General features: G+C 60.5%; 17 protein-coding genes and 1 riboswitch. Of the genes, 13 read left to right on the plus strand and 4 right to left on the minus strand.

Going from position 1 to position 17,471, the window contains the following annotated elements; genetic code table 11:
• A complete protein-coding gene (locus C1Y43_RS07560) occupies nucleotides 1–1,077 on the plus strand; it encodes a diguanylate cyclase (protein WP_021508737.1) in 1,077 nt (358 codons plus the stop codon).
• On the opposite strand, the gene C1Y43_RS07565 is transcribed toward C1Y43_RS07560, so the two are convergent.
• On the minus strand, nucleotides 1,078–1,539 hold the full coding sequence (locus tag C1Y43_RS07565) for an OsmC family protein (protein WP_104093520.1): 462 nt from the start codon (nucleotides 1,537–1,539) through the stop codon (nucleotides 1,078–1,080). It abuts the gene before it with no gap.
• A gap of 128 nt (nucleotides 1,540–1,667) precedes the next feature.
• Nucleotides 1,668–2,438 (minus strand): GntR family transcriptional regulator, encoded by a 771-nt coding sequence (locus tag C1Y43_RS07570; RefSeq protein WP_104187723.1) that lies wholly within the window; start codon nucleotides 2,436–2,438, stop codon nucleotides 1,668–1,670.
• A 79-nt stretch (nucleotides 2,439–2,517) separates the two neighbouring features.
• On the opposite strand from C1Y43_RS07570, the gene C1Y43_RS07575 reads away from it, so the two are divergent.
• The 11 genes from C1Y43_RS07575 (at nucleotide 2,518) to C1Y43_RS07625 (ending at nucleotide 15,410) form a co-directional block, all read left to right on the plus strand.
• Nucleotides 2,518–3,798: a M20 family metallopeptidase gene (locus C1Y43_RS07575; protein WP_104187725.1), complete on the plus strand. Its 1,281-nt coding sequence runs from the start codon at nucleotides 2,518–2,520 to the stop codon at nucleotides 3,796–3,798.
• A 21-nt stretch (nucleotides 3,799–3,819) separates the two neighbouring features.
• Nucleotides 3,820–5,418, plus strand: a complete 1,599-nt coding sequence (locus tag C1Y43_RS07580) for an ABC transporter substrate-binding protein (protein WP_104187726.1) — start codon at nucleotides 3,820–3,822, stop codon at nucleotides 5,416–5,418.
• 9 nt (nucleotides 5,419–5,427) lie between these two features.
• Nucleotides 5,428–6,375, plus strand: coding sequence for an ABC transporter permease (locus C1Y43_RS07585; protein WP_058770479.1), 948 nt, complete (start codon nucleotides 5,428–5,430; stop codon nucleotides 6,373–6,375).
• Entirely contained in the window at nucleotides 6,368–7,198 is an 831-nt protein-coding gene (locus C1Y43_RS07590) for an ABC transporter permease (RefSeq protein ID WP_104187728.1), read from the plus strand. Before C1Y43_RS07585 ends, C1Y43_RS07590 begins: the two co-directional genes overlap by 8 nt.
• Nucleotides 7,195–8,832, plus strand: a complete 1,638-nt coding sequence (locus tag C1Y43_RS07595; RefSeq protein ID WP_104187729.1) for an ABC transporter ATP-binding protein — start codon at nucleotides 7,195–7,197, stop codon at nucleotides 8,830–8,832. Before C1Y43_RS07590 ends, C1Y43_RS07595 begins: the two co-directional genes overlap by 4 nt.
• 10 nt (nucleotides 8,833–8,842) lie before the next feature.
• The gene (locus C1Y43_RS07600) at nucleotides 8,843–10,072 is read left to right on the plus strand and encodes a M20 family metallopeptidase (protein WP_104187731.1); all 1,230 of its coding nucleotides are present in this window, start codon (nucleotides 8,843–8,845) and stop codon (nucleotides 10,070–10,072) included.
• Nucleotides 10,069–11,184 carry a Xaa-Pro peptidase family protein gene (locus C1Y43_RS07605; protein WP_104187732.1) on the plus strand — a complete coding sequence of 372 codons (1,116 nt, stop codon included), beginning with the start codon at nucleotides 10,069–10,071 and terminating at the stop codon, nucleotides 11,182–11,184. The genes C1Y43_RS07600 and C1Y43_RS07605 overlap by 4 nt, the downstream gene beginning before the upstream one ends.
• A 14-nt stretch (nucleotides 11,185–11,198) precedes the next feature.
• On the plus strand, nucleotides 11,199–11,789 hold the full coding sequence (gene ddpX / locus C1Y43_RS07610; RefSeq protein WP_104187734.1) for a D-alanyl-D-alanine dipeptidase: 591 nt from the start codon (nucleotides 11,199–11,201) through the stop codon (nucleotides 11,787–11,789).
• Between the two features lie 75 nt (nucleotides 11,790–11,864).
• Nucleotides 11,865–11,994: riboswitch (TPP riboswitch) on the plus strand.
• Between the two features lie 68 nt (nucleotides 11,995–12,062).
• A complete protein-coding gene (locus C1Y43_RS07615) occupies nucleotides 12,063–13,172 on the plus strand; it encodes a long-chain fatty acid--CoA ligase (RefSeq protein WP_104093527.1) in 1,110 nt (369 codons plus the stop codon).
• Nucleotides 13,169–14,617: an acyl-CoA reductase gene (locus C1Y43_RS07620; RefSeq protein ID WP_104187735.1), complete on the plus strand. Its 1,449-nt coding sequence runs from the start codon at nucleotides 13,169–13,171 to the stop codon at nucleotides 14,615–14,617. Before C1Y43_RS07615 ends, C1Y43_RS07620 begins: the two co-directional genes overlap by 4 nt.
• Before the next feature lie 19 nt (nucleotides 14,618–14,636).
• A complete protein-coding gene (locus tag C1Y43_RS07625; RefSeq protein ID WP_104187737.1) occupies nucleotides 14,637–15,410 on the plus strand; it encodes an SDR family oxidoreductase in 774 nt (257 codons plus the stop codon).
• Between the two features lie 59 nt (nucleotides 15,411–15,469).
• Here the strand turns inward: C1Y43_RS07625 and C1Y43_RS07630 are convergent, their stop codons facing one another.
• Together C1Y43_RS07630 and C1Y43_RS07635 are read right to left on the minus strand one after the other, a co-directional pair.
• Nucleotides 15,470–15,802: a four-helix bundle copper-binding protein gene (locus C1Y43_RS07630; protein ID WP_104187739.1), complete on the minus strand. Its 333-nt coding sequence runs from the start codon at nucleotides 15,800–15,802 to the stop codon at nucleotides 15,470–15,472.
• 495 nt (nucleotides 15,803–16,297) lie between these two features.
• Complete coding sequence (locus tag C1Y43_RS07635) at nucleotides 16,298–16,462, minus strand: general stress protein (RefSeq protein WP_010615780.1); 165 nt, start codon at nucleotides 16,460–16,462, stop codon at nucleotides 16,298–16,300.
• A gap of 491 nt (nucleotides 16,463–16,953) precedes the next feature.
• On the opposite strand from C1Y43_RS07635, the gene C1Y43_RS07640 reads away from it, so the two are divergent.
• A complete protein-coding gene (locus C1Y43_RS07640) occupies nucleotides 16,954–17,460 on the plus strand; it encodes a DUF892 family protein (RefSeq protein ID WP_058770487.1) in 507 nt (168 codons plus the stop codon).
• Nucleotides 17,461–17,471: the final 11 nt, after the last annotated feature.

Genomic DNA, 17,471 nt, shown 5'->3' on the forward strand with positions numbered 1-17,471 from the left:
ATGAATTACTACTCGCCTGATGAAAACCATTTGAAGCGCCGGTCAAAACGCTTCGTCCGTCGTATGTTCATCATGCGTCAGCTCGGCACGATCCTCTGTTTCTTTCCGATTCTCTCAGTGTTACTCGAAATGCAGCGCGGACTGGCATTCAGCGCGCTGCTGTTTGTGAACGCCTTTTTCTGGCCCTGGCTGGCGTATCAGCGTGCGCTTCGTGCCGAAGACTCAACCGGTACCGAACGCCAGAATCTGACGCTGGATGCCGCCTTTGGCGGGATCTGGGTGGCGCTGATGGCGCTAAGCCCCATGCCCTCTTTTGTTATCATGGCGGTGCTGGCATCGGATCGCTATGCCGCTGGCGGCGGCGCGCAGCTGATTGCCGCCATACAGGCATTTTTGTGCGGGTTTATTATGGTGTGGCTGCTGGATGGCACCAGCGTACATCTGGCGTTCAGCACGCAAACCGTCTGGCTGACGTTGCCGCTGGCCACCTGTTATATGCTGGTACTCAGCGTGGCTTCCTACAATCTCACCTGGCATTTACGCACCCGCAACCGTGAACTGGAGCGCATCGCGCTGATGGATCCCGGCCTGAAAATCCCTAACCGGCGCCTGTTTGAGCGGCGGCTGGAGAGTGAGTTTCTCAGCACGCGGCGCGGCGATAGCAGCGGCTATCTGCTGTTGCTGGATGTCGATCACTTCAAAGTGGTCAATGATAGCTGGGGCCATGAGGCGGGCGATTTTCTGCTGGCCGAGATCTCGGCGCTGCTGCGCAACTATGTCGGGCTGCAGGACATTCCGGCGCGCTTTGGCGGCGATGAGCTGGGCGTCATCGTGCATCAGGCCAGTGATGAATCGGTGGTTGAACTGGCCGAAAGGCTAAAAGAGAAGATTGCCCAGCTGCGCTTACCGGCCTCGGCAGAGTTTCGCTGCTCGGTCAGTATCGGTATTGCGCCTGCGGTCAGCGCCGAATCGTTAAGCGACTGGCTGCGCCATGCGGATGAAGCGCTGTATGAAGTGAAGCGCGCCGGGCGCAACGGCGTGCGGCTGTGGCAAACGCCGCTGGCCCGCGCATCATAATCAGAAAAACTCAGGATCGCAGTTTACCGGGAAATTCAGCGAGTTAGCGATGAAGCAGGCTTCGTGTGCCTGATGATGCAATGCCCGCGCGCGATCGGCATCCGCTGGGTCGCGCAGTTTGATGCGCGGCTTCAGCGTGATATCGGTAAAGCGGCCACGCGCCCCCTCGACCATATTCCCTTCGGCAGCATCTTCATACTCCTCCACCACAATGCCGGCATCGGCGCACAGGTGTAAATACCACAGCTTATGGCAGGCCGCCGCAGACGCCAGCAGCAATTCCTCAGGATTCCAGCGCGTTTTATCCCCACGAAATGCCGGATCGGCACTCAGCAAAATGGGCGGTTTACCGGGTGCCTGTAATTCGCTGTCACGATCGTAAGCGGTATAAGAAGCTGTGCCATCGCCGCGATTGCCGCTCCAGCGAAGGTGAATCTGGTAATGGTGCTGCCGTGCTGCCATGGGAAATGTCCTGTTCAGTGAGATCACCTTAGCGGTTGTTATTCACAACGTTCGCTGCGTTTTGGTGCAAATTAATCAGGTGCGCGTCGATGCGCATCTGAACACCTTACAGTAAAACGTCTGTGTAATCAGCGTATCTCATTGACATACATGAAATGTTCAGTGCTGAAACGGTGATGCGCAAGAATCACCGGCGTAGCGCTTTGATCAAATGAGACCTCATCGATCACCATCACCGCGTGCGGCAGAGCAAGTTCCAGCAGGCTGGCATCTTCTTCTGTGGCGAGCGTAGCGCTGATCTGCTCGCGCACCGCCGCAACACGCACATCGTACTGCTCAAACAGGTAACGATACAGCAACTGCGGTAGCTGTTCCGCCGGCGGAAAGTCGGGCAGACGCGCGGCGGGGAGCACCAGCGTTTCATGCATGGCCGCAATGCCCTTCACCCGGCGCAGGCGTTTCAGACGAATCACTGCGTCACCTGGTGCGATCTGCAGCTTATCGGCCTCGTCGGCGCTGGCGCGGCTGTGCTGATACTCCAGCAGTCGCGTTTCCGACTGCAGCAAACCGCCCGATTTGTCATGCAGACGAAAATAGTGAAAGAAATGGCTGAGGTTATGCAGCGGCGCCCAGCCGGTCACCACCGTGCCGGTTTTGCGCCGGCGCATCAGCATCCCTTCCGTCGTGAGCGCCGCCAGCGCTTTGCGCACCGTACCGACCGAGACACCGAACTTCGCCGCCAGACTGTTTTCGCTGGGCAAAATGGTGCCCGCCGGCAGTTCGCCCTGCAGGATGGATTCACTGATATGGCGCTTCACAACTTCGTACAGCGGAGCGCCTTCGCCTTCGTTCAGGCGACTGAATTGAGGAACGTCGTGCGCGTCATAGTTTTTTTGCATGTTTCCGATTACCGATTGACCCCAGCTGTTCATTTGCATTATCTATAAACTATATAGAAATACAATAAGTGAACAGTTTATGCAGGAAAATTCATCACTACAGCGCGCTCTGACCCATATCGCCGACGATCAGGCGCAGATACTTGACGATCTGCAACGCATGCTGGCGGTGGATACCTGCTTCCCGCCCGGACTGGGTTACGCAGCATTCGCCGACCTGCTGAGCACGATGCTGCAGCCGCTGCATTTTAACCTGCAGCGCGTTTCGGTGCCCGACGCGCTTTGGCAGACGCCGGACGGCAGCGCGCAGGGCGAGCGGGTGAATCTGCTGGCCGCGCTGGATGCCGGCGCGGCTGAAAACTGCAATCTCTACTTTCACACCGATACGGTTCCGGCCGGTGATGGCTGGCGCTTTCCGCCGCTGGCGCTCAGCGTGGCGGAAAACAAGCTGTTCGGACGCGGCGCCGCGGATATGAAAGGCACCATCGTGGCCGCGCTGGCTGCGGTGCGGGCCGCGCAGCGCTATCAGCTCAGCCTGCGCTATAACCCGGTGTTTTTACTCTGTACCGATGAAGAGGGCGGCCTTTATCCCGGTATTCGTTATCTGGCGGAGCAGCAGTTATTCCACGGTCACCTGCTCAGCTTTAACGGCGGCGCGGTGCCGCGCATCTGGGCCGGCTGCTTTGGCAGTATCGATATCAAAATTATCGTCAGCGGCCGCTCGGCGCACTCCGGCGATCCGCTGCAGGGTATTAACGCCATTGAGGCTGCGCTTCCGCTGATGAATGCGCTGTATCAGCTGAAAGGCGAGGTGGAACAGCGGGTTTCGGCTATGCCCGCGCCGCCGCACTATCAGGGCCAACCGCTTACCGCTTTACTGACGCTGGCCGCCGCGCACGGCGGCAGTAAAGGCTCCACCGTTCCGGAACGCTTCGAGCTGCTGGTTAATCGCCGCTATGCGCCGGAAGAGCCGTTTGCCGACGTGTGGCAGGAGCTGACGCAGTGCGTGGATAAGGCGATGCAGGGCAGCGCCGCCAGCGACGTCACGCTGCAGCTGATTGGCCATCTGGCACCAGTCGCCGATCCCACCGGTCCGCACTGGCCGCGCTGGCAGGCGGCGCTCAGCCAGGGCTTCGGCTTCCCGCCAGCAGAATTCAAAGCCTGGGGATCCGCCACCAGCTCGGATATGGGCTGGGTACAGCAGGCCGGCATTCAGGAAATTCTGCTGGGCGGACTTGCCCGTCCCGATAACCGCATTCATGCCGCCGATGAATACACCACGATGGCAGATGTTATTGCACTTTCGCAGTCGATTCTGGCGTATCTCGCCAATGATTTTCAGCCAACCCAGGGTAATTAATAAACCAACGAGGAACAGAAGATGTGCGCCATGAAAGGGTTAAACCGCAGACAGTTTATCGCCAGTTCAACCGCCCTGACCGGAGCGGCGCTGCTGCCCTGGTCATTCAGTGCCTCGGCTGCCGCCGTTGCCAGCGCGACCCCGGGCGGCACGCCGCGTAAAGGTGGCGTATTGCGCATCAGTGTTGACCAGGCGGTCAGCGTACTCAATCCACACCAGGTGCGCGTCAATCCGGAGTATCTGGTGGCGGAACTGCTGTACAGCGGCTTAACCCGCCTGACGCAGGCGATGAAAGCGGAAGCCGACCTGGCGCAGTCCTGGCAGCCGAACGACGACTTAACCCGGTGGACCTTCACGCTGCGGCCCGATCTGCGCTTCAGCGACGGCTCGCCGCTCACCGCAGCGGATGTGGTCGCCAGCCTGCAGGCGCTGCTGGATCCGAAAAACGCCTCACCGGCGCTGCACAACATCGGCCCGATTAAAACGGTAAGCGCTAAAGACAATAACACCATCCTAATTGAGACCGAGGCGCCTTACGCCGATCTGCCGGTGATGCTGGCCTATCCGGATGCCAAAATCATCCCGGCGCACATTGCGCAGGGACAGTACGACAAGCTGAGCAGCGCCTCGCTGGGGGCCGGGCCGTTCCAGCTGGTGTCCTACGATCCGGAACGCAAAATCGTGGTCAAACGCAACCCGCACTATTACGACGCCACGCGGCCGTATCTGGATGGCGTGGAAGTGGTGGTGTATCCCGACGCTATCGCTGAAAGTTCCGCACTAATCGCCGGCGATACCGATCTGATGCTGAGTGCGCAGTCGAGCGAGTTTGCCCGCTTAGCCAAATCGGCGGGCGTGCTGCCGCTGCGCGTGGCGTCCGGCCAGTTTCTTAACGTCAACATGGGCTGCGATCAAAAGCCGTTTAATGATGTGCGCGTCCGCCAGGCGCTGGCGCTGTGCGTGGACCGCCAGGCATCGGTGGATTTTGTCGCAGACGGTCTGGGATCGCCGGGTAACGACACGCCGATCAACGCCGCTTATCCGTATTACGCGCAACTGACGCAAAAAGCGCTGGACTACAGCAAAGCCAAAGCGCTGCTGGCGGAGGCTGGTTATCCCAATGGGCTGGATTTAACGCTTATCGCCTCAGACAAGCCGTCAACCCGCACCCAGCTGGGGATTGCCCTGCGGGAGATGGCGAAACCGGGCGGTTTCCGTATCAATGTGCAGACCATGGCGCACAGCACCTATCTCGATCAGGTGTGGAAGAAGGGCAATTTCTACGTCGGCTTTTACAACATGCAGCCGACGCCGGATGCGGTGTTTTCTCTGCTCTATACCTCAACAGCGGCGTGGAACGAAACGCGCTGGAACAATGCGGCTTTCGACGGTGCGGTGATGGCGGCGCGCGAAACCAATGACGAAACGCTGCGCACCCAGCTGTACGGCAAAGCCCAGCAGCTGATGCACGACGAGGTGCCCTCGTTAATCCCGACCTTCTTTGATTTGCTGGCTGCCAGCCGTGAGCACGTGGCGGGCTATCATCTGCATCCGCGCGGTGCGGTGTTCCGCCTCGATCATGTCTGGCTGACCGCTAACGCGCCAAAGCGCAGCCTGTAAGGAGCGACCGTGACAGCAAGTTACCTGCTTAAACGCCTGCTGCTGATGATTTACACGCTGCTGGTGGTGTCGCTACTGGTGTTCGGCATCACTCAACTGCTGCCCGCCGATGCTGCGGTCACGCTGCTGGGACAAAACGCCACGCCGGAAGCGCTGGCGGCGGTGCGGGCGCGGCTTGGGCTGGATGCGCCCGCCTGGCTGCAATACTGGCACTGGCTGACGCAGGCGTTGCAGGGCAACTTTGGCGTGTCGATGCGCAATGGCCTGGCGGTCGGACCAACGCTGCTGACGGCGCTGTCGCGCTCGCTGCTGCTGGCGCTGTGCGCCCTGTTACTGATGCTGGTAATCGCCATTCCGCTCGGCATCTGGGCGGCCGTGCGGCGCGGTAAGACCGCCGATGTGCTGGTCAGCGTGATCTCCTACATGGGCATCTCGTTTCCGGAATTCGTCACCGCCACGCTGGTGCTGCTGCTGTTTGCCGATGTCTGGCAGATTCTGCCCGCCACCGGCTACGTGCCGCTCAGCGAAAATTTTATCAGCGGTATTCAGCACCTGATTCTGCCGTCGATCACCGTTGCGCTGATTCTGGTGGCGCACGTTTCACGCATGGTGCGCTCAGAAATGGTCGACGTGCTGCACACTGACTATATCCGCGCCGCGTGGCTGAAAGGCCTGTCGCGCCGGCGCATCCTGTGGCGCCATGCGCTGCGTAATGGCCTGCTGCCTACCATCACCATTGTGGCGCTCGACGTCGGCTATCTGCTGGGCGGGATTGTGGTGGTGGAGGAGATTTTTGCCATTCCCGGTATTGGCCGGGAGCTGATCGTCGCGGTGCAGGCGCGCGATTTGCCCACCATTCAGGCCGGCGTGATGATCCTCGCGGCAACCTATGCCGTGGTGAATTTCCTAGCGGATTTGGCCTACGTGATGCTCGATAAGCGGATTTCCTATGCCTGAAATACTGAAACGATTACGGCGCTCGCCGCAGGGTGCGGCGGGTGTGCTGATTCTGCTGCTGGCGCTGCTGATGGTGGCGGGCGGCGCGCACGTGGCACCGTTTGATCCGGAAGCGATCTCCATCCTGACGCGTTACCGCCCGCCCGGCGCGGAGCACTGGTTCGGCACCGATCAGCTGGGGCGCGACATTTTCAGCCGGGTGCTGGTCGGCGCGCGATCCACTATTTTGCTGTCGCTGCTGGCGACCGCGCTGGCGATGGTTATTGGCTCGGTGCTGGGCACCGCCAGCGCCTATCTGGGCGGCAAAGTGGATGAATTCCTGATGCGCACCATGGATGCGGTGATGGCGATTCCCAGCCTGCTGTTTGCGCTGCTGATTGTCAGCACCCTGGGGCAGAGCAGCATGAACGCCGTGCTGGCCATCACCATCGCCTTCGTGCCGGGCATGGTGCGCATTGCGCGCAGCGTGGCGCTGGCGGCGCGTCAGCAGGACTACATCAGCGCCGCCATCGCGCGCGGCGAAGCGGGTTACTACATCATTCTGCGCGAAATGCTGCCGAACATTCTCGCGCCGATCATCGTGGAAGCCACCATTCGCGTGGCATTCGCCATCATGCTGTTTGCTACGCTGAGCTTTCTCGGCCTCGGCGCGCAGCCGCCCGAGCCAGAGTGGGGGCTGATGGTGTCCGAAGCGCGCAGCTATTTCTTTAAAGCACCGTGGATGATGATGATCCCCGGTCTGGCTATCGCGCTGGTGGCGATTGGCTTCAACCTGCTGGGCGATGGCCTGCGTGATGTGTTAAATCCAGGGAGCCACAAATGAAGAGTCCGCACAACCCGGTGCTGTCGGTGGACAATTACAGCCTCGATTATGCGTTAGCGCGCGGCCATTCGCTGCCGGTACTACGCGATATCACCCTGCAGGTGATGCCGGGCGAAGTGCTGGGGCTGGTAGGGGAATCCGGCTCCGGCAAGACCACCCTCGGCTGGGCGATCATGCGCTGGCTGGCCAGTAACGCACGCGAGCAGGCGGGTGATATCCGACTGAACGGCGAAAGCCTGCTGCAGTTGCCAGCGCACCAACTGATGGCGCTGCGCGGTAAAAAGCTTGGCATGATTTTTCAGGATCCCAGCGCGTCGCTGAACCCGACGCTGACGCTGGGTGAACAGGTCACCGAAGTGCTGCGCCGTCATCGTGGGCTGTCAGCGCGCGAAGCGCAGCAGCTGGGGGAATCGCTGCTGCGCGATGTCGAGCTGAAGCACCCGGCACGCATGATGCAGCGCTATCCGCATCAGGTTTCCGGCGGTGAGAAGCAGCGCATCCTGATCTCTACCGCTTTCGCCTGCCAGCCGGACTGCCTGATTTTCGACGAGCCGACCACGGCGCTGGACGTCATCAGCTCGGCGCAAATCCTCGATCTTTACGAGCGACTGCGCGCCGAGACCGGCGTCGCATCGCTGTATATCTCACACGATCTGGCGCTGGTGGCGAAAGTGGCCGACCGCGTGTGCGTGCTGGAGCAGGGCCGCATCGTCGAGCAGGCCGCGACGCGCACGCTGTTCAGCGCACCCGCACATGCGTATACGCGCAAACTGATTGCCGCGGTGCCGGATCCGCAGCATCGGCTGGTCGCGGATACGGCCGGCAGTCAGCCGCTGCTCAGCCTGCAGGCGCTGACGATCGATTATGGCCAGCACGGCGTGCTCGATCGGCTGCTGAAACGGGAGGCGAACACGACGCGGGCCGCCAATGCGGTTTCGCTGACGGTGCATCAGGGCGAAATTCTCGGCGTGGTCGGCGAGTCCGGTTCGGGTAAATCTTCACTCGGTAAGGCGATAACCGGCCTGGTGCCGTTCACTGGCAGTCTCGATTTCTGCGGCGCAACGTTATATGGCCGCGCGCAGATGGACCCGGCGTATCGCCGCCGTGTGCAAATGATTTTTCAGCATCCGGACGCGTCACTCAACCCGCGCATGACCGTCGGCGAAATCATCGCGCGTCCGCTGCGGCTGTATGGACTGCCACCAGGAGAAAGCGAGGCGCAGGCGGTGGCGCGTCTGCTGCAGGAAGTGCGGCTGCCCGCGGAATTTGCCAGCCGCTATCCGCACGCGCTCTCGGGTGGGCAAAAACAGCGCGTAGCGATTGCGCGCGCCTTCGCTAACCCGCCGGACCTGGTGATTTGCGATGAAATCACGGCGGCGCTGGATGTGTCGGTGCAGGCCACCATCATCGAGCTGCTGCTGGAGCTGCGCCGTCGCTACGGCACGGCGTATCTGTTCATCACCCACGATCTCAATCTCATCCGCCAGATCGCGCATCGCGTGGCGGTGATGTATCGCGGCGATGTGGTGGAAGTGCTGCCCGGCGAGAATATGCGGGCGCAGGCACAGCATCCTTACACCCGTGCACTGCTTGATGCCGTGCACATCCCTGATCTGACCCAATCCGTGGCATAACGAGAAGCGCATGAACCCTGAAGAGTTAATTCATCACATCGATCGTGAATACTGCCTCGCTTTCCTGGCAAAAATGGTGCAGCACAAAAGTTACAGTGCCACCGAGGGCGAACGCGAATTAGCCCGCTATATGGCGGAACAGATGGCGCAGCTGGGGCTGGAGACGGAACTGCAGCCGGTGGCCGGCGATCGGCTGAACGCCATTGGGCGGCTGGCCGGCAGCGGAGGCGGCCACAGCCTGCTGTTCAACGGTCATCTTGATACTAACCCGGTCACCGAAGGCTGGACCGTCGATCCCTGGGCGGGAAAAATCGACGAGCAGTTTATTTACGGCATCGGCGTTTCTAACATGAAAGCGGGCGATGCCGCCTATTTCTGCGCGCTGAAGACGTTGATTGATGCCGGCGTGAAGCTCAGGGGCGACGTGATCCTCACATACGTGGTCGGCGAGTTACAGGGCGGCATCGGTACGCTGGCGGCGATTGAGCAGGGCGTACGCGCCGACTATTTCATCAATGCCGAACCCACGGATTTACAGGCACTGACCATGCATGCCGGCTCGCTGATGTTCACCATTGAACTGACCGGCGATACGCGCCATCTGTCAAAGCGTGAGGAGGCGGTCGACGCGATTGCGGCGGCGGTCGAACTGATTCCGCAGATCAATAACATCACTTTCAGCGGAGCGAAAAGTGCAGAACACCGCAAAATTAACCGTGGCCATATTGGCACCGTACACGGTGCGCTGGGGCGTGATTTGCAGGAGTGGCGGCCGCCGCAGGTCGCGGATTTTGTCCGCCTGAAAGGCTCCGCTCGCTTTGCGCCAGGGCAAACGGTGGACGGCGTGCTGGCCGATCTGCAGTACCTGCTTGATGCACTGTGCCAGCGCTATCCGGGTCTGCAGGCGCAGCTGTTTGATGACGGCCTGCGCGATAAACCCACCATGCTGCCGTTTGAGGTGTCGCCGGAATCGCCAATCGTTAAAGCGGTCAATCGCGGCTGGCAGACCGTGCGCGGCACGCCGCAGCCCACCGGGGTGATCACGCCGCCCGCCTTCTACGGTACCGATGCGGCGCACCTGTATCAGCATGCGGGCATGGAGGGCATCGTGTGCGGGCCCGGCGGCAAGTACAACACCATGCCGGACGAGCGCGTCGAGATCAGTGAGTTTCTCGATATGGTGCGCATCTATTTGCTGGCCATCCTCGACATCTGCCAGCCGGTTGAACCGGCGTCATGATCGCCGACGCGCTGTCACGGCTGCGCAGCGCCATGCGCGCCGCCGACATTGAGGTGATGCTGATCGATCATGGCGAACTGCTGGCATGGTTAACCGGTTATACCGTGTCGGAAACGCGTTATCGTGCCTGTCTGGTGCCGTTGCAGGACGAACCGTGGATGGTGTTGCGCCAGCTGGATGCCGCGCCGTGCCGCGCGCAGTCACCGCAGCTGGCGATTGACGCGTACCGTGATGAAGACGATCCGTGGCTGGCGGTGGCGCAAAGCCTGACGCGGCGCGGCTATCAGCGGGCGCGGCTGGGCGCGGATTATGCATCCTACGGCATGACGGTGCATAGCTGGCAGCAGCTGGCGCGCCATCTGCCCGGGGTGCGCTGGTGTGAGGTCAGCGGTCTCAGCGACCGGTTGCGCAGCGTTAAATTTCAGGCTGAAATCGCCAGCTTACGCCAGGCCGCCGGCATTGCCGATGCCACGCTGGCTCAGCTGAGTGCGCAGGTGCAGGGCGGCTGGCGCGTGCGTGATGTCGCCGCGCTGGCGGCGGCACAATTTCTGCGGCTCGGTGCTGACAGCGGTGAAACCGGACCGATTGTCATCGCCAGCGGCGATAGCGGCTTTTTGCATGCCAGCGGCCATGAGCAGCGTCTGCAAGCGGGCGATGTGCTGCACGTTGAGCTGATCCCAAAAGTGCGGCACTACAGCGCGCGCCTGATGCGTCCGCTGATTGTCGGTGAAATCTCTGCGGCGCGCGCGGCGCTGGCACAACAGCTGATCGCCATTCAGGATCGCCAGCTACGGGCGATGAAGCCGGGCATTGCGGCTTGTACGGTGGATGCCGTCGCGCGTGAGGCGGTGCTCAGCGCCGGGCTGCGTGAGGATTACAGCAACATCACCGGTTATGCGCTGGGTCTGTATACGCGCACTCCGCGTCCGAGCGATTTCAGCTGCTGTTTTCATCCTCAGGCGCCGTGGTTACTGGAGGAAAACATGGTGTTTCACATGTATATTTCAGCGCAGGGCCTCGCCTTCAGTGAAACCGTGCGCGTCACGGCACAGGGCGCAGAGCGACTCACCACGCTGCCGCGCCAGCCGTTTACGCTGCCGGCTAACAATTAACAGGATGATGTACAGTGCAGGACGTTGAATTAATCGATTTGGCTGCCACCTTGCCGGGCCTGATGTTTGATCTGAAATACGCCACCGCCGATAACATCGCCGGGTATGCCATTTATCGCGACGCGCAGGCGCTGCTGCATCCGGATGCCGCCGCCGCGCTGCGCCGCAGCAGTGACATCGCCCGGCTGGCGGGGTTCCGCCTGCTGGTGCTGGACGCGTATCGTCCGCAGCAGGCGCAGTGGCACTTGTGGGATGCCTGTCCCGACGCGGATTATGTGGTGCCACCGGCGCGGGGCTCGAATCACAGCCGTGGCGTGGCGATCGATGTGACGCTGGTGGATGAGGCGGGCAACATTCTGGAAATGGGGACCGGGTTTGACGACATGTCTGCTGAGTCGCACCCGTTCCATCCCAACGTGCCGCAGCAGGCGCAGCGCCATCGCCTGTTGCTGAACGCCATCATGCTCGGCGGCGGTTTTGTCGGCATGCCCACCGAATGGTGGCACTTTGAACTGCCGGATGCGCAAAACTACCCGCTGCTCAGCGATCGCTTTGCCTGCGTCAGCCGGGCTGATCGCGCTCCTGTGAGTGATATTGCGCGTTAATAATCGCGTTGCTGAAGCGGGGGGGGTCTGCGCCTTCCCGCCTTGACACGCCCTCCGTTCCGACCCCAGAATGCAGCTTGTTCCAAGGGGTGCCCTGTTAGAGGGCTGAGATTCTACCCGCGCGGCTGTCACGGCCGGCAACGTAGTGACCCTCTGAACCTGATCCGGCTAATACCGGCGTAGGGATGTGGAACCGGGGTCACTGCACGCCCTCATTCCCTCTTTGCGCCTTTCTGCGAATTCTGCGCATCACTCAGCCCCTGGCTGGCCGTTATGCCGCAGTCCAAAGAGGGCACCTTCATGACCGAAGCGTCAATCATTGCCGCGCTGCTGGCATTTATGCAGCGCCAGGAAACCACCGAAGCGGATTTCAACCAGCTGGCGCTGCAGCTGTTCGCGTGGCAATTCGAACACAATCTCCCTTACGCCCGTTTCTCCCGCCAGCGCGGCCGTACGCCGCTGACGGTCAAACAGTGGCGGCAGATTCCGGCGGTGCCGATTACGGCGTTTAAAGATCTGACGCTGAGCTGCCGTCCGGCGGCGGAGATTCCCCACATCTTTATGACCAGCGGCACCACGGGGACCGGCCGGGGGCGCAGCTATCACCCCACGCTGGCGGTTTACGATCGCTCGATGCTGATCAATTTCCGCCAGCGCTTTATGGCCGGATATCCGCGCCTGCCGATGGCGATCCTGTTTCCGCACAGCAGCGAGCTGCCCAACTCTTCGCTGGCCCATTATTTGACGCTGGCGATGCAAGAATGTGGCACGCCAGACAGCGAAGTGATGGTGGATGCGCAGGGGCTGAAACTGCCGCGTCTGATCGCCGCGCTGGAGCAGGCGCAGGCCAGCGGCCAACCCTATGCCCTGCTGGGTGCCAGCTACAGTTTTGTCCACCTGCTGGACGAACTGGCGCGTCAGCAGCGGCGTTTCAGGCTGCCGCCGGGCAGCCGCATCCTCGACACCGGGGGTTTTAAGGGCCAGTCGCGTGAAGTTGCGGCGGAAGCGTTTTATAGCGCGCTGCAGCAGACGCTCGGCGTGCCGCGTTCGCACTGCATCAATATGTACGGCATGACTGAACTCAGCACGCAGTTTTACGATTCCGGCAATGAAATCTGCCCGCCGGTGAAATCCGGACCGCACTGGATCCGCACGCGCGTGGTTAATCCGCTGACCGGTGCGGACGTGCCGGAAGGTGAGACAGGCGTACTGGTGCATCACGATCTCGCCCATTTCAATTCTGTTTCCGCGATTCTGACCGAAGATGCCGGCGTGATGGTGCCCGGCGGGTTTCAGCTGCTGGGGCGCGTCGCGGGCGCGGATGCCAAAGGCTGCTCGCTGGCGATGGAATCGTTTCTCGCTGCTGCGCAGGCACGGGCATGAAACTGTATGCCGGCCATCTGCCGGGCATCCGCCACAGCGAGGTGGCGTGGCACAGCCTGCACTTTGGCCAGCAAGGCAGCACGCTGGAAGTGTGCGTGCCGGTGCTGTCCGAGGCGCAGATTGCCACGCTGGCGGCCAGCGTACGCGATAACGCGCGCCGCTACCTGCACACCCTGAGCGTAGCGCGCATCACCGCGTTGATTGATGAAGCCATCGCGCGCCTGCTTGACCGTTCGCACCCGTTGCGCCAGCAGGCGGAGCGGTTGCTGCCGCTGGTTACCGGCTATGACGCCGGGATGCTGCGGCTCGGTTTAACCGGCTATCTCAAAACCTTCCGTGAACCGCAGCTGCGGCGTTTTCTGGCGGAAGATTTCGGCAACGTGCAGATGCTGGACGATTTTCAGCCGCGGCCAAAAGGCGGCTTTGCCCGCGCGTTTGGTCCGCAGCTGTTGCTGCAGGTCTGGGCCGGCAATGTGCCGGGTTTGCCACTGTGGAGCCTGATTGCCGGCCTGCTGGTAAAGGCGGGAAGCGTGGGCAAAGTGGCGAGCGCTGAGCCGCTGATGGCGGGCTGGTTCGCCCAGCTGCTGGCGGAGATCGATCCGCAGCTGGGCGACTGTCTCGCCGTCGTATGGTGGCAGGGCGGTGATGAACGCACTGAGCAGCAGTGGTTCCGCCAGGCAGATGTAGTGATGGCTTATGGCGGAGAAGCCGCGCTGACGGCGATGCAGCGGCGTCTGCCGCCAGCCACGCGCTTTCTGCCACATGGCCACAAAATCAGCTTTGGCATGGTGGCGCGCTCGGCGCTGGACGTGCGGCGCGGGCCGGCGCTGGCGCGTCAGGTGGCTTACGATGTGATGCGCTATGACCAGGCCGGCTGTTACTCGCCGCAGGCGCTGTTTATTGAGCGCGGCGGCCGGGTGTCGCCGCAGGAGTTTGCTGCTTACCTCGCCCATGAACTTGCCGCGCTGGCACAGCGCTATCCGCGCGCGACGCTGACGCTGGATGAAAGTCAGGCTGTGGCCGCGTGGCGCAACGCGAAGGAAATGCGTGCGCTGAGCGGTGACTGCACGCTGTACGGCGATGAGCACGATGCCTGGGCGGTGGTGTACGTCGACAAGCCGGAACCGCTACAACCGGGCGCGCTCGGACGTACGCTGAAGGTGATTGCCGTGGATACGCTGGAGGAGACGGTAAGCTGGGTGGCCGCGCAGCGCGCGTATCTGCAAAGCGTTGGCCTCGCGGCCGCGCCCGAGACGCTGTTTCGGCTGGCGGCGCAGCTCGGGGCGGCGGGCGTCACGCGCATCACGGCGCTGGGTAACATGACTTCACCGGAGGCGGGCTGGCATCACGATGGCCGTTTTAGCCTGCTGGATCTGGTCACCCTGTGCGAAATCGAACAGGCGGCGGAAACCGCCGCTGAACACTATGCGCCCTATCTTGACTGAGCGGGCGTGGAGAAACGCAATGAAGTTCAGCAATCACACCGTGCTGGTGACCGGCGCCAGCCGCGGTATTGGCGCCGCCATTTCCCAGGCCTTTGCCGCCGAAGGCGCGTTTGTCGTGGTGAACTATTTACGTAATCACGACGCCGCTGCGCAGGTGGTGGCGGCCTGTGAAGCACAGGGCGGGGGTGCACTGGCGATTGCCGCCGATGTGACCTGTGCCGCACAGGTAGCCGATATGATGCAGCAGATCGACGCCGCCACCGGCCGACTGGATGTGGTGGTGAACAATGCCTTCGCACCTTATCGCTTCGATCCGGACCAGCGCCAGCGCTTCTGGGAAACGTCCTGGTCCGCTTACCAGACGCAGTTTGATGGCGCAGTGAACGCCTGCTACAACGTGTGTCAGGCGGCCTTGCCGCTGATGCGCCGCCGCGCGCGCGGCAGTATCATCAATCTGGTGAGTGATTTGATCGCCCGGCCAGCGGTGGCTTATCACGACTATATCACCGCAAAAGCCGCGCTGACGGGCTTTAGCCGGACGCTGGCGGCCGAACTGGGGGCGCTGGGCATTCGGGTGAACTGCGTGGCGCCGGGACTGGTGTATCCCACCGATGCCAGTCAGCATACGCCAGAAGCGGTCCGCCACGCGCTGACGGCGCAAACGCCGCTCGGACGACTGGCGCGCGCCGCGGATGTCGCCGGGCCAGTGCTGTTTCTGGCATCAGCATGGAGCGAATTTGTCACCGGCCAGACGCTGTATGTCGATGGCGGTTTGGTGATGCAGGACCATTAAGCCAGGCCGCCAGTCGCCGCACTGGCGACCTGCCACCGCCCTCCCGGTACCTCTATCCGTTATTCCGCCATGCCCACCGTCATGCAGCTATCTGCGCACTGCAGGCAAATTTCCGCACAGGTCTGACAGTGTGGATGCTGGTGCTTCTGGCACTCCCAACCAGCCAGCTGACAGGCCATCGACGTGATGGTACAGAGCTGCTCGCTCAGTTCACTCTGGGCAGCCAGCAGTTGGGCGGTTACGCGACACAGCGCCGCGCACTGCTGATTGAGCGTAATGCAGGGACTCATCTCACTGGCATCAGCATCCATCAGACAGGCGGCAGCACAGTGGTCGCAGGCGGTCGCGCAGCGATAGCACAGCGCAATACAGTCATTGAGGTCAGCGTTCATGCTTTTCCCTTAGCGTCAGGTTAATAGCGACGCAATAGTGAGCGTGAATGGAGAATTTAGCTAAAAGCGGGGTGATATCAAGCGGATAGCGGGTAATTAATCCATGTAAGGTGCATTGCGTATGCAATAATTCCTTAAATATTGCGGAGTTAGCCAATTGTAAGCTTGTGTATATATATCAGCCCGGGTAATTAACGCAGATTAAATAAAAGTGTACAACTCTGCGTGGCTTGTAAAAATATAGGGTGCCTGAAGCTGATAGTTAGATAATCAATGATTTAATTTTGGGATAAATAAACTGAAAAGCGGTCGCTGATAAGCGAAGCGGTAAATAACGCAGGATCGCTGAAGATTTGATCGATTAATTGTTTTCGGATGGGAAAATTACTCTCCTGACAAGGTTAGACGTGCGTTTAAGCGAAGCGTAAACGCGATGTCAGGAGAGCACAGTGCAAAAAGTTATCGAGGTTAAATCAATACAAAGATGGGGAGTAGTTATTTACGACGACTGATCTTTCCTCCCTTCCTGCCGGCTTCAATGGCGCGCTGTGGGTCATTTTTGAAGTTACCACCACTGACCTGACCGCCTTTGCGGCCTGCTTCAGCCGCGCGCTCCTTATCGGCGGCGAAGTTGCCTGAACCCCCACGACGTTGCGTCACTTTTTCTTCCTCTTCAGGTTTCTTCTTTGGATCCTTCATTTTTTCCTCTCTGTTCATACCCGCATGAAGCAAAAATAAATGTAGCGATGTTTTTACCATAATCAAGCCAGGAATAATCTTAACTTTTAATTTACAGCACGTTGGTTGTTTAACGATGAGTCAATTTCAGCTGATTTATTCCGGCAAATCATTTGGGGGGGGAATTGTTAACATTTTACTTTCATAAAGGGAAGCGTTCTTTTAGCGGCGCTAATGTGAATTGATGACGTTGTGACAATTAACCGCTGTCGCATTTCTTAAAAACCTTTCTTGCACAGCCCGGCTTGCTTGCTACGTTTAATTAAGTTGTTCGCCTGGACTTAATTAGCGCTTCGCTTATTTTTCAGATAACCAGCCTGAAAGCGATGAGGTCAAAGCGGGCTGCCCGATCAGGGATCCGTCTCTGACGCCGTTGAGGTAGATCGCCCGTGTCATTCACTTTGGAGCAAACCATGACGAAGGAATCTGTATATCTGGACTGGCTGCGCGATGCGCATGCTATGGAGAAACATGCGGAGAGCCTGCTGAAGGCGGCTGCATCACGTCTGACGGATCATCCCGCGTTGCAGGCGCGTATTGAGCAGTATCTTGAGCAGAGCCGTGACCAGCAGCAGCAGGTGAAAACGCTGCTGCGCCAGTATGACAGCAGCTGGTCGGTGCTGAAGGAGTCGTTAGGCCGGATGTCGGCGGTCGGTCAGGCCGCCAGCGATATGCTGCAGGATGAAGAGGGCATCCGTGTGGCCGTCAGCAGCTACGTGTTCTGTAACTATAAAATCGCCACCTACTCGACGTTGCTGGTGGCCGCAGAGCAGGCGGAAGAGGGGGAGGATGTCAGGATCGTGCGGCGCATCCTGCAGCAGGAAAGCCAGATGGCCAGCTGGCTGCTGCAACTGCTGCCACAGGCGGCAGAAGAAGCCATTGTGCTGCGCACTGAACCTGAGCTTTCCGGCACGGATTAAGTCATCCTACG

The organism is Pantoea sp. ICBG 828 (assembly GCF_002928355.1).
GTDB lineage: Bacteria > Pseudomonadota > Gammaproteobacteria > Enterobacterales > Enterobacteriaceae > Pantoea > Pantoea dispersa.